Raw genomic sequence first — 12267 nt, forward strand, 5'->3', positions numbered from 1 at the left:
CCTATTAAGCTAAACGTTCTGCGACCCGGAGCCATGCACTACGTGAACGAGGATTGGCTTTGACTTCTTCGTCACTGGCTTTTACGCGGGATACCTTCTTTAAACGTCGTGTATCTTTTTGCTGCCCCGGCATTCCCCAGCCAAAATCTTCGTCTAATGTAGATTCTTTTTGAATAAACTGTTTGATCAAACGGTCTTCCAGAGAGTGAAAGCTAATTACGGCCAAACGTGCCTCAGGTTTTAAAATCTCAACTGCTTGAGGCAAGAAGATTTCAATATCTTCTAATTCTTTATTAATAGCAATACGAATCGCCTGGAAAGTACGCGTCGCAGCATGCTTATTTTTTTCCCATTTTGGATGCGCGACTTTCACAATTTCCGCAAGTTGAGCCGTGGTATCAATCTGCCCTGCCGCCTTGATGGCTTTGGCAATCCGGCGACTATAACGCTCTTCACCGTATTTAAAAATGATATTGGCCAGTGCTTCTTCTTCAATTTCAAGCAGCCATTCTGCTGCAGTTGGACCTTGAGAATTGTCCATGCGCATATCCAGCGGGCCATCTTTCATAAAACTGAAACCACGTTCGGCCTGATCCAGCTGCGGCGAAGACACGCCTAAATCTGCCATCACTCCATCCACGGTCTCAATCCCAAGCTCAGCCAGTGCGTCTTTCAGATCGGCAAAGCTGGCATGAATAATTTTAAAACGTGGATCCTCTTGTTCTAAGATTGCTGCCGTCTCTAGGGCCTGAGGATCTTTATCAAAGCCATATACACGTGCATGTTCATCTAATTTTGATAACAATAAACGAGTATGTCCGCCACGACCAAAAGTACCGTCTACATAAATTCCCGTATTGCGACCTGCCAACAAGGCATCAATCGTTTCGTGAAGTAATACAGAAATATGTGACATAAAAACTCAATCAATAGGGCGAAAAATTTAACTGCACATTATCACCCTGTTTCAGCAAAGCTCCAAACGACTTTTTGTAGATAAATATTACTTTCCATAGAGAAAACCGTTTTTATTTGAGTGTCGTCAATAAAAAAGCCTCCGCGAGGGAGGCCTGTTTATCTGTAATTCGTCTTCAAATCAGCAGATTAACGTTTTGAGTTATAAATCTGATCAAAAATCGCGCCATTCACAAAATGGGTTTTCTGTGCATTGGCCCAGCCGCCAAACACTTCATCAATGGTAAAAGTTTTGATTTTCGGGAATTGTGCTGAATATTTGGCTAATACTTTCTCATTGCGCGGACGGTAGAAATGTTTGGCTGCCATTTCCTGACCCAATGGAGAATACAGGTAGTTGATATAACCTGTTGCCAACCATTTATTGCCATTTTTATCCACGGTACGATCGACAATGGCCACCGATGGTTCGGTCAAAATCGTAATTGACGGATAAATAATATCAAACTTGTCTTTACCCAAAGTCTTTTGGGTAACCAGTGCTTCATTTTCCCAAGTCAGCAATACATCACCAATGCCACGCTCAGCAAACGTGGTCATCGAAGCACGTGCTGCTGAGTCCATCACTTTGACATTTTTATAGAGTTTACCGACAAAGTCCTGTGCTTTGGCTTTATTACCCCCCGGCTGTTTCTCGGCATAGCCCCAAGCAGACAGGTATACCCAACGTGGCAAACCACCGGTTTTCGGGTTGGGGGTAATAATTTCTACGCCTGGCTTGGTCAGATCACTCCAGTCCTTGATGCCCTTCGGATTGCCTTTGCGCACCATAAACACGATGGTTGAGGTATAAGGTGCAGAATTATGCGGAAACTCTTTTTGCCAGCCGGGTTGAATCTGACCAGATTTCACGATTTCTTCGATGTCATTGGCCAGCGCCAAAGTCACCACATCGCCTTTTAGGCCATCGACCACCGAACGTGCCTGCTTGCCCGAACCACCATGTGACTGTTTAAAGTTCACATCCAGACCGGTACGGTTTTTCCAGTAAGCACCAAATGATTTATTGAATTCATCATAGAATTCACGGGTTGCATCATAAGACACGTTTAGAAATTGACGATCAGCCGCCTGTGAGACAGTCGCTGTCAAGCCTAGACCTGTAGCCAATAAGGCAACGCTAAATAACGATTTTAATTGATTTTTCATGAGCGCACGGGAGTTTATCTTGTATAGATATAACTATATGAAATAAAATCATTTATCGCAATTCAACCTACAACATCACAACACGATATAATCAAAGGTTTTTTATTCTTAATCACCTGTTTTTAAAAACAAAATATAGCCAGTCATTTCACTTATTTCGAATATATAGAATTTTATGCATTAAATATAAAGAAAACGGATAACGCTTTATCCATTTTCTTCATTCAATTTAGATTCAAGCTTGTTATCGCTTTTCATTATAAATCTGGTCATAAATCGCCCCATTCACAAAATGGGTTTTTTGCGCTTTTTCCCAGCCACCAAAGACTTTATCAATGGTAAAGGTTTGAATTTTCGGAAATTGGGCGGAATATTTGGCAGCCACTTTGGCATCGCGTGGACGGAAGTAATATTTCGCAGCCAACTCCTGCCCTTTGGGGGAATACAGATAATTCAAATAGCCTTTCGCCAGATTGGCATTGCCATTTTTATTCACATTTTTATCAACGATCGCCACCGATGGCTCGGCCAGAATTGAAATAGAGGGATAGATGATATCGTACTTGTCCTTACTCAGACCTTGCGTTGCCAGCAAGGCTTCATTTTCCCAAGATAATAGTACATCGCCAATACCGCGCTCGGCAAAAGTCGTCAGTGAACCACGGGCACCGGAATCCAACACTTTGACATTTTGATAAAGCTTTTTGACCAGATCTCGGGCTTTGGCATCATTGCCACCGGGCTGTTTCAGCGCATAGCCCCAAGCAGACAGATAGATCCAACGTGGCGCTCCACCAGTTTTCGGGTTAGGCGTAATAATCTCGACACCCGGTTTGGTCAGATCATTCCAGTCCTTGATTTGCTTGGGATTAGCCTTACGCACCAAAAAAACGATTGTCGATGTATACGGTGCTGAATTATTTGAAAACTCTTTTTGCCAGCCTTTCTCGATTAAACCGGCATTGACGATTTCCTCAATGTCATTGGCCAAAGCCAAAGTCACCACATCGGCCTGCAAAGCATCGACGACCGAACGTGCCTGCTTGCCTGAACCGCCATGTGACTGTTTAAAATTAATTGTCTGTCCGGTTTCCTGCTTCCAGAACTGGCCAAACTCCTGATTATATTCTTGGTAAAATTCACGGGTCGGATCATAGGAGACATTCAGGAAATCTTTGGCCATTACATTTTGCATGGTGGTTGCAGTAAATATTGTCAAGATTGCGGTTGCTATTATTTTTTTCATGTTATGTGACTCATTATTGAGATAACCACACTGTATAAATAAAAAATAAATATAACAATCATGTATTTATAATAATATTGATGATCTATTTCTGATTTTGAGATATCTGCTAACAATTAAACCTGGATACATATTCTGCTAAAAAATTAATCTCCTGCTACAATATAAGACAGTTCTTCACGTTCTCTTCACAGTTGTCTGTTAAAAATAGGCCGCCAGAAGCGAGAATTACGATTTTTAGTAATTTTCCATAGATGTTATATTAATTTTTTGTAAAAAATGTGACTTGGTTCTACTTCTTTATAATCAACTGTGATTAAATTGTAGACGGAGTATTAAAAAAACATTTTTAACAGAATAAAACCAACCAGAAGCAAGGAGGAAGTTTGGATATGAAATTTAAATTATTCACAGCTAGCATCCTAAGTCTGATCATGCTGTTTTCGATTCAACTGGGTCATGCCGTCGTTGTGAAGACAGATTTGCAGAAGGCCTCAGTCACTACTGTTGAAAGCAAGACATCGCCGATTGAAAAAGCAATTCAACAACAAAAAAGCGAAAAAACCCTGCATACAGACGATAATCTTAAAGTCTTAACTGCGCTGAAAGTCGCACCTTCACAAAATTTCTTTGCAGCACAAAATTATCGCTTTACCCGCTTCGTACAAAGCATATTTTCTAGCGATCATTCTTAATCAGTTTTAACCAACTCGAATAACAGCAGGATTTAAAGCCACATCACTGAATGTTGAATAAAGCATTAAGTGATGTGGCTTTTTCGCTATAATAGAACCAAATTTATATTCTAGATTATATCCGGCTATGACTGTTCGTACTCGTATTGCACCTTCTCCTACAGGTTTTCCTCATGTAGGTACTGCCTATATTGCCTTGTTTAACTTATGTTTTGCTAAACAGCATGGGGGTGAATTCATCCTTCGTATTGAAGATACCGACCAACTGCGCTCAACACCTGAATCTGAAAAAATGATCCTGGATTCATTGCGCTGGCTCGGTCTCAACTGGTCTGAAGGTCCAGATGTGGGTGGCCCACATGCACCGTACCGCCAGTCAGAACGTATGGATATTTATAAAAACTATGCGCTGGAACTGGTTGAAAAAGGTCATGCCTTCTACTGTTTCGCCACTGCCGAAGAACTGGATCAAATGCGTGCTGAACAGCAAGCACGTGGTGAATCTCCACGTTATGACGGTCGAGGCTTAAACCTTTCTCAAGAAGAGGTCGAGCGTCGTTTGGCTGCTGGCGAAGCACATGTGATTCGCATGAAAGTACCGACTGAAGGTATTTGTAAATTTAATGACATGCTGCGTGGTGAAGTCGAGATTCCATGGGCGCAGGTCGACATGCAGATTCTGCTGAAAACTGACGGCTTGCCAACCTATCATTTGGCCAACGTGGTAGATGATCATTTAATGCAAATCACGCATGTGATTCGTGGTGAAGAATGGATTCCATCTGCACCGAAGCATCAGTTGCTGTACCAGTACTTCGGTTGGGAGATGCCGGTGCTGTGTCACATGCCACTGCTACGCAACCCGGACAAATCAAAATTGTCTAAGCGTAAAAACCCAACTTCAATCAACTATTACAAAGATATCGGTGTACTGCCTGAAGCCTTGTTGAACTACTTGGGTCGTATGGGCTGGTCAATGCCAGATGAAAGTGAAAAATTCACTTTGGCAGAAATGATTGAACATTTTGATATCAAACGCGTATCACTCGGTGGTCCAATCTTTGATGTTGAAAAACTCAACTGGCTCAATGGTCAATGGATCAAAGCCCTTTCTCCTGCTGAATTGCTCGATACGCTGCTGGCATGGAAAGCAGACCGTGCCAAATTAGAAGAAATTGCAGCTGCGATTCAACCACGTATCAACTTGCTGTCTGAAGCAGTGAACTGGTCTGCGCATTACTTCAACCACTTCCCGACACTGACTCAGGAGCAGTTTGTCAGCAAAAAACTGTCTGACGAACAGGTACGTCAGAGCTTGCAGTTTGCCATTTGGCGTTTAGAAAGCCTGTTCACCTGGAACAACGACACGGTCAGCCAAACCTTGATGGATTTGGCAGCACAAATGGAAATTAAACTGCGTGACTTCATGCCGGCCTTTTTTATTGCCATTGCCGGTTCAACTGCGTCTACCCCGGTGATGCAGACTATGGTCACCATTGGCCCTGATTTAACCTTCGCACGTTTACGTCATGCGCTGGAAATTGTCGGTGGCCCAAGCAAAAAAGAGCTAAAAGTCTGGGAAAAACTCAATGAAAGCTTAAAATTGCCGAAAAATGAAGCGGTTGATCAAGCTTAATTAATTTTTTTGTTGACGTGTGAGCGCGATATCCCTAATATAGCGCTCACACAGACTGGGGTCATAGCTCAGTTGGTAGAGCGCTACAATGGCATTGTAGAGGTCAGGAGTTCGATCCTCCTTGACTCCACCAAATCAAGTCTTGCTTTAGCTGTGTAACGCCTCAATTGTCCCTATCGTCTAGAGGCCTAGGACATCGCCCTTTCACGGCGGTAACCGGGGTTCGAATCCCCGTAGGGACGCCATATTCAAGATTACTTTTGAAGTGGTCTTTTAAAAAACCCAAGCATTATGACTTGGGTTTTTTATTGCCTGTATATTTTATGTGGGGCAATATTTCGGTTTCTTCGCATCTTCCGATAAAATAATCAGTAATTTAGAATTTTGGAGTTGTAATGCAATATCGTTGCCCTAAGTGTCAAAGCCCGAAAATCATGCCGGTGGCCCAGCCAGGTCAAGCAGCTCCACGTCCGGTGGTTCCTAAAAGCCTGATGTTTCTGGTGCCCGCCCTATTCCTATTATTATTGCTGGTGATCATCAGTATCGCGATGTGGATCTTTGGTGATGGTGCAGGTACAACTTTACAGACTGCAACCGTCATCGTCTTTATTCTTTCTTTGATTGCAGGCTTTATGTTCTATAAAGACTTGCCTGATTTTAAAATTTCCATGCAGGCCTTCATGCAGACCCAAAAGAAATGGAAATGTCGTGAATGTAATCACGAGTGGGAAATCTAAGTCACTCCCCACCGCCCTATAAGCACAAAAAACCAGCCCGAAGGCTGGTTTTTTATTTTAAAATCAGGGATTAAACACCAATTTTACGGTATTTTTGACGCTTCGCGACCAAATCATCACCATCGCGCTTACGACGATATTCTTCAAACTCAGCATAGTTACCAGTGAAGAATTCAGGTGTTTCACCTTCAAATGACAAAATGTGCGTTGCAATACGGTCCAGGAACCAACGGTCATGCGAGATCACCATCACAGTACCCGGGAACACCAGAATGGCATCCTCAAGCGCACGTAAGGTTTCGATATCCAGGTCGTTTGACGGTTCATCGAGCAAGATTACGTTTGCGCCCATTTGCAGGATTTTAGCCAGTTGTAAACGGTTACGCTCACCACCTGACAATTGACCGACACGTTTTTGCTGATCCTGGCCTTTAAAGTTAAAACGACCGATATATGCACGAGATGCAATTTCGTATTCGCCAATCTTCAAGATGTCTAAACCGCCAGAAACTTCTTCCCAAACGGTTTTGTTGTCATCAAGCGTGTCACGAATCTGACCCACATAAGCCACTTTCACCGACTCACCCAGTACCACAGAACCGGTATCCGGTTGTTGTTCACCGGTCATCATGCGGAACAGTGTGGTTTTACCTGCACCGTTCTCACCGACGATACCCACGATCGCAGCAGGCGGTACAACGAATGATAAATCTTTATACAGGGTACGATCACCAAACGATTTGCTGATGCCTTCAACTTCTACAACCTTGTTGCCTAGACGTGGGCCAGGTGGAATGTAGATTTCAGAGGTTTCGTTACGCTGTTGGAATTCACGCGAGTTAAGCTCTTCAAAACGCTCCATACGCGCTTTGTTTTTCTTTTGCTGGCCTTTGGCATTTGAGCGAACCCATTCAAGTTCTTTTTTCAATGCTTTAGCAAAAGATTCTTCTTGCTTGTTCTCTTGCTCTAGACGCGCATTTTTCTGCTCTAACCAAGAAGAGTAGTTACCTTGGTATGGAATGCCCATGCCACGGTCAAGCTCAAGAATCCACTCAGCCACGTTATCCAAGAAATAACGGTCATGCGTAATCGCAACGATGGTGCCCGGGAAGTCTTTCAAGAAACGTTCTAACCAGGCAACAGATGATGCATCTAAATGGTTCGTCGGTTCATCAAGAAGCAACATGTCTGGTTTAGACAAGAGCAAACGGCACAGTGCCACACGGCGGCGTTCACCACCTGAAAGCAGTTTAACATCGGCATCCCACGCTGGAAGGTTCAATGCAGCAGCTGCCTGATCCATCTGATTGGCAAGGTTATGTGCATCCCATGCATGGATAATGGCTTCGAGCTTTTCCTGCTCTTTTGCAAGTGCATCAAAGTCAGCATCTTCTGCTGCATATTCTGCAAATACTTCGTCAAGACGTGCCAAAGCATCCAGCGGTTCACGCAGACCATCTTCAACGTTGCCACGCACGTCTTTAGTTTCATCTAAAGGCGGCTCTTGCTCGAGATAACCGATTTTAGTACCTGGTTGTGCACGTGCTTCACCAGAGAAATCTTTATCTACGCCCGCCATAATACGAAGCAAGGTCGATTTACCTGCACCGTTTAGACCAAGCACACCAATTTTTGCGCCCGGGAAAAATGATAAGGAGATATCTTTCAGGATTTCGCGTTTCGGCGGCACCATCTTAGACACTCGGTTCATCGTATAAATATATTGGGCCACGTAGGACTCCTCAACTGAAAAACCAAATGGGGTTAAAACAACCACCCCAGCTCAAAAAAGAGCGAAAAAATAATCGGCTATTATACGCAGAAAGCTGCGAAAACATAAGCCATTGCCATGAACTTCAATGCATTGTTACAAGTTTATTTATGGTGATTTTTCAAACAGCTGATTTAAGTCAAATAAGTGCGTCGAATCCCAATTTATATATGATTATTTCATCTATCTATTTCAGTAAAATTGCACTTTTACTTATATATGAAAATGTTACACTCAAGTCATAAACTTAAACACAAGAAGATCAGTCATAATGAGTTATAAAGCAGAAACCCTTGCGATTCATGCAGGTTATAGCCCTGAAGCCACCACCAAAGCAGTTGCAGTGCCAATTTACCAAACTACGTCTTATGCCTTTGACAATACTCAACATGGGGCCGATTTGTTCGATTTAAAGGTACAGGGCAATATCTATACCCGGATCATGAACCCGACCACGGCGGTGTTAGAGCAACGTATCGCCGCACTTGAAGGCGGGATTGGCGCACTTGCTTTAGCGTCTGGTATGGCTGCAATTACCTATGCGATTCAGACCATTGCTGAAGCCGGTGACAATATTGCATCCGTATCTACGCTCTATGGCGGCACCTATAACCTGTTCGCACACACCCTGCCGAAGCAAGGTATTGACGTGCGTTTCTTTGATTATGAAAAACCGGAAAGCTTGCGTAGTTTAATTGATGACAAGACCAAACTGGTCTTTGTGGAATCCATTGGTAATCCACTGGGTAATATTATTGATCTGGAAGAGATTGCAAAAATCGCGCATGAGTACGGTGTGCCTGTGGTCGTGGACAATACGGTGGCAACGCCAGTGCTACAAAAATCTTTTGATTTTGGTGCCGATATTATCGTGCATTCATTGACCAAATATATCGGCGGTCATGGCAACTCGATTGGTGGCATCATTGTCGATAGCGGTAAATTCCCGTGGGGTAAATATCCTGAACGCTTTCCCGCGCTGAATACCCCCGATCCAAGTTATCATGGCGTAAACTATGTCGAAGTTCTCGGTGAAGCAGCTTATATCGCTCGAGCGCGTGTGGTGCCACTGCGCAATACCGGCGCTGCGATCAGTCCGCAGAATGTGTTTTTGATTCTGCAAGGTCTGGAAACTTTAAGCTTGCGTATGGAACGTCATACCGAAAATGCACTGAAAGTCGCTGAATATCTGCAAAAACATCCTAAAGTGAAATGGGTCAATTACGCCGGCCTGAAAGATCACCCACAGCATGCCTTGGCACAGAAATATGTGAAAGGTAAACCTTCTGCCATTCTGACCTTTGGGGTAGAACATGGTCTCGAAGGCGGCACACGTTTTATTGATGCCCTGCAATTGTTCACCCGTCTGGTCAATATCGGCGACGCTAAAAGTCTGGCCTGCCATCCGGCGACTACTACGCATCGTCAGCTCAATGCCGAAGAGTTAAAATCGGCAGGCGTCAGTGAGGATATGGTGCGTTTATCCATTGGGATTGAACATAGTGATGACCTGATTGCCGATCTGGAACAGGCGCTGGCGGCCGTTTAAAAAGGTGCCCGAGCCGCTTCGAAACCTCATCATTTTGGTGAGGTTTTTTTATTTATTTTCTAAAACAGCCACTTGCTTTGCTTTTTATTTTCATGTTAAAAGTTAAATGAAAGAGTGAACACAAATAGAGCAATTACTCTAATTTTTATTTTAATTTCAATAGTTTAATTTATAGATTTTCTTGAAGAATTGGTTATCATATCTGGACTCACCTTCGCTCTCATCTTCTGTTAGAGCGCTATAGATCTTTAATAAAAATAATTTGAACGCTGACTTCAAATTAGGGATAACAAACGTGAAAACTAGACTACACAAACAACTGGAAAAACGTGTTGCAGGTAAAACCGTCCTGATTACCGGTGCATCCAGCGGTATTGGTTTAACGACAGCACATCAACTGGCTGATGCAGGTGCCCATGTTTTACTGGTAGCCCGTACTCAGGAAACCCTAGAACAAGTAAAATCAGAAATTGAAGCTAAAGGCGGCAAAGCCTCAATCTTTCCATGTGATTTAAACAATATGGAAGCAATTGATGAAGTTTCCAAACAGATTATTGCCTCAGTCGATCATATTGATATTCTGATCAATAATGCAGGTCGTTCGATTCGCCGTGCGGTACACGAGTCAGTAGATCGTTTTCATGATTTTGAACGGACCATGCAGCTGAACTATTTCGGCGCGGTGCGTCTGGTGATGAATATCCTGCCGCAAATGATGATTCGTCGTGCAGGTCACATTATTAACATTAGTTCGATTGGCGTACTGGCGAATGCTACCCGTTTTTCGGCCTATGTCGCATCAAAAGCTGCGCTGGACGCCTTTAGCCGCTGCCTGTCTGCAGAAGTGCATTCGCATAAAATCGCAATCACGTCGATCTATATGCCTTTGGTGCGCACCCCGATGATTGCGCCGACCAAAATCTATAAATATGTACCGACGCTTTCTCCGGAACAGGCGGCTGACCTGATTGCCTATGCGATTGTGAAACGTCCGAAGAAAGTGGCGACCGGTTTGGGCCGTCTGGCTTCCATTACCTATTCAATTGCACCGGATATCAACAATGTCTTGATGTCGATTGGCTATAACCTGTTCCCAAGTTCAACTGCATCTGTGGGTCAACCGCAAAAACTGAACTTAGTGCAAAAAGCATATGCGCGTTTGTTCCCGGGCGAACACTGGTAATTTTTACTGGGATAATTTCCTAGAAATACAAGCCGCCTACAGGGCTAATGCCAGTCAGTTAAATAATTGACTGGCATTTTCTTTTTAAATTCAAGATTATATTTGATAGGTAGAAAAGTCATCCGCAACTGTTTGAGGCAGGACTACATTAAAAAATGATTATTTCTGCGATAAATTTACTAGTGGATGGTGGCTGACGAGTTTTGCGGATGACAAATGCCTTTGGTTACTTTGGGCGAAACCAAAGTAACAAATGATTTACAAATATTTGATTTAAAACGCTAAGACTCCGTCGTGAACGACTAAAAAGTTAAAGAGTCTATTTCTAAATTCTTTAACTGATCAGCATTAGCCCACAGGGCTGATTTTTAATGTCTCAGATTTAAAATATCTGGGTAAAAGCAGATCAATCTGGATAACACACGACACAGTCTGTCCTGATCAACACAGATTTTTGTCGCAAATGCTGCGAGATCACGTACACTATCTGCGGATATTTCCTATCCGTATTTTTATATTTTGATTGAAATGATGGAAACCCTTATGAACAACGCGCAATGGCTCGATGAAGTAAAATTTAACGAACAAGGATTAGTCCCTGCCATTGCCCAGCATCATCAAACTGGTCGTGTCTTGATGGTGGCTTGGATGAATCGTGAATCGCTAGCACTGACGGCTGAGAAAAACCAAGCCGTGTATTTCTCCCGTTCACGCAGCAAGTTATGGCATAAGGGCGAAGAATCAGGACATTTTCAAACAGTACATGAAATCCGTCTGGACTGTGATGCTGACGTAATTGTGCTGCAAATTGAACAACATGGCGGCATTGCCTGCCATACCGGCCGTGAATCCTGTTTCTATCGCAAACTCACGCCAAATGGCTGGGAAATTGTCGATGCACAACTCAAAGATCCGTCTGTGATTTATGCTGAAAAGTCTAGTAATCCACATACGCTGGCGATGGAAGCATCAACCGCCCAATCTGAACAGGTTGAAGTTTTGTCTTATCTGGGACAGATGATGGCAGAGCGTAAACAGGCCGATCCGGATTCCTCTTATGTGGCCAAGCTCTATCACAAAGGCCTGAACAAGATTTTAGAAAAAGTCGGTGAAGAAAGCTTTGAAACTGTGCTGGCTGCCAAAGATTTCAACGCTCAGGTCTCTGAAGACAATAAAAATGATCTGATCTATGAAGTTGCTGATCTGTGGTTCCATACCATTGTGATGCTGGGTTATTTCGATATCGAACCGCAACTGGTCTTGAATGAACTGGCACGTCGTCAGGGCTTATCCGGTCTGGTTGAAAAAGCCAGCCGTCAGCATTAA

Annotated in this window: 10 protein-coding genes and 2 tRNA genes; 8 read left to right on the forward strand and 4 right to left on the reverse strand. The window is 43.4% G+C overall.

The genetic code is table 11. From position 1 onward, the window contains the following. Positions 1–4: 4 nt before the first annotated feature. The 3 genes from rsmH to FTT73_RS07215 all read right to left on the reverse strand — a co-directional run bounded on the left by rsmH (position 5) and on the right by FTT73_RS07215 (position 3370). Complete coding sequence (rsmH, locus tag FTT73_RS07205; RefSeq protein WP_005168904.1) at positions 5–916, reverse strand: 16S rRNA (cytosine(1402)-N(4))-methyltransferase RsmH; 912 nt, start codon at positions 914–916, stop codon at positions 5–7. A gap of 188 nt (positions 917–1104) precedes the next feature. Next, positions 1105–2124 (reverse strand): sulfate ABC transporter substrate-binding protein, encoded by a 1020-nt coding sequence (locus FTT73_RS07210; RefSeq protein ID WP_005094348.1) that lies wholly within the window; start codon positions 2122–2124, stop codon positions 1105–1107. 244 nt (positions 2125–2368) lie between these two features. Continuing rightward, the gene (locus tag FTT73_RS07215; RefSeq protein ID WP_180191219.1) at positions 2369–3370 is read right to left on the reverse strand and encodes a sulfate ABC transporter substrate-binding protein; all 1002 of its coding nucleotides are present in this window, start codon (positions 3368–3370) and stop codon (positions 2369–2371) included. 392 nt (positions 3371–3762) lie between these two features. Here FTT73_RS07215 and FTT73_RS07220 point away from each other — a divergent pair, with 392 nt between their 5' ends. The 5 genes from FTT73_RS07220 (at position 3763) to FTT73_RS07240 (ending at position 6438) form a co-directional block, all read left to right on the forward strand. Then, the gene (locus tag FTT73_RS07220; RefSeq protein ID WP_005094351.1) at positions 3763–4065 is read left to right on the forward strand and encodes a hypothetical protein; all 303 of its coding nucleotides are present in this window, start codon (positions 3763–3765) and stop codon (positions 4063–4065) included. A 127-nt stretch (positions 4066–4192) separates the two neighbouring features. Continuing rightward, positions 4193–5701, forward strand: a complete 1509-nt coding sequence (gltX, locus tag FTT73_RS07225; protein WP_005168912.1) for a glutamate--tRNA ligase — start codon at positions 4193–4195, stop codon at positions 5699–5701. 57 nt (positions 5702–5758) lie between these two features. Further along, positions 5759–5834 (forward strand) — tRNA-Ala (locus tag FTT73_RS07230). A gap of 36 nt (positions 5835–5870) precedes the next feature. Continuing rightward, positions 5871–5946, forward strand: a tRNA-Glu gene (locus tag FTT73_RS07235). A gap of 150 nt (positions 5947–6096) precedes the next feature. Continuing rightward, a complete protein-coding gene (locus FTT73_RS07240) occupies positions 6097–6438 on the forward strand; it encodes a membrane protein (RefSeq protein WP_004281123.1) in 342 nt (113 codons plus the stop codon). A gap of 70 nt (positions 6439–6508) precedes the next feature. Here the strand turns inward: FTT73_RS07240 and ettA are convergent, their stop codons facing one another. Continuing rightward, on the reverse strand, positions 6509–8170 hold the full coding sequence (ettA, locus tag FTT73_RS07245) for an energy-dependent translational throttle protein EttA (RefSeq protein WP_005168915.1): 1662 nt from the start codon (positions 8168–8170) through the stop codon (positions 6509–6511). A 310-nt stretch (positions 8171–8480) separates the two neighbouring features. Between ettA and FTT73_RS07250 the strand changes: the two genes are divergently transcribed. The 3 genes from FTT73_RS07250 (at position 8481) to hisIE (ending at position 12267) form a co-directional block, all read left to right on the forward strand. Then, a complete protein-coding gene (locus FTT73_RS07250; protein WP_180191220.1) occupies positions 8481–9758 on the forward strand; it encodes an O-acetylhomoserine aminocarboxypropyltransferase/cysteine synthase family protein in 1278 nt (425 codons plus the stop codon). Positions 9759–10053: 295 nt separating this feature from the next. Then, positions 10054–10941: an SDR family NAD(P)-dependent oxidoreductase gene (locus FTT73_RS07255; protein WP_004644933.1), complete on the forward strand. Its 888-nt coding sequence runs from the start codon at positions 10054–10056 to the stop codon at positions 10939–10941. 543 nt (positions 10942–11484) lie between these two features. Continuing rightward, positions 11485–12267, forward strand: coding sequence for a bifunctional phosphoribosyl-AMP cyclohydrolase/phosphoribosyl-ATP diphosphatase HisIE (hisIE, locus tag FTT73_RS07260; protein WP_180191221.1), 783 nt, complete (start codon positions 11485–11487; stop codon positions 12265–12267).

Origin of the sequence: Acinetobacter sp. YH01006 (genome assembly GCF_013420445.1) — a bacterium.
GTDB classification, from domain to species: domain Bacteria; phylum Pseudomonadota; class Gammaproteobacteria; order Pseudomonadales; family Moraxellaceae; genus Acinetobacter; species Acinetobacter pseudolwoffii.

Bases quoted from the DNA above. Each gene is read 5' to 3' on its own strand.
- rsmH (WP_005168904.1), bottom strand. From the start codon at position 916: ATGTCACATATTTCTGTATTACTTCACGAAACGATTGATGCCTTGTTG.
- FTT73_RS07210 (WP_005094348.1), bottom strand. From the start codon at position 2,124: ATGAAAAATCAATTAAAATCGTTATTTAGCGTTGCCTTATTGGCTACA.
- FTT73_RS07215 (WP_180191219.1), bottom strand. From the start codon at position 3,370: ATGAAAAAAATAATAGCAACCGCAATCTTGACAATATTTACTGCAACC.
- FTT73_RS07220 (WP_005094351.1), top strand. From the start codon at position 3,763: ATGAAATTTAAATTATTCACAGCTAGCATCCTAAGTCTGATCATGCTG.
- gltX (WP_005168912.1), top strand. From the start codon at position 4,193: ATGACTGTTCGTACTCGTATTGCACCTTCTCCTACAGGTTTTCCTCAT.
- FTT73_RS07240 (WP_004281123.1), top strand. From the start codon at position 6,097: ATGCAATATCGTTGCCCTAAGTGTCAAAGCCCGAAAATCATGCCGGTG.
- FTT73_RS07250 (WP_180191220.1), top strand. From the start codon at position 8,481: ATGAGTTATAAAGCAGAAACCCTTGCGATTCATGCAGGTTATAGCCCT.
- hisIE (WP_180191221.1), top strand. From the start codon at position 11,485: ATGAACAACGCGCAATGGCTCGATGAAGTAAAATTTAACGAACAAGGA.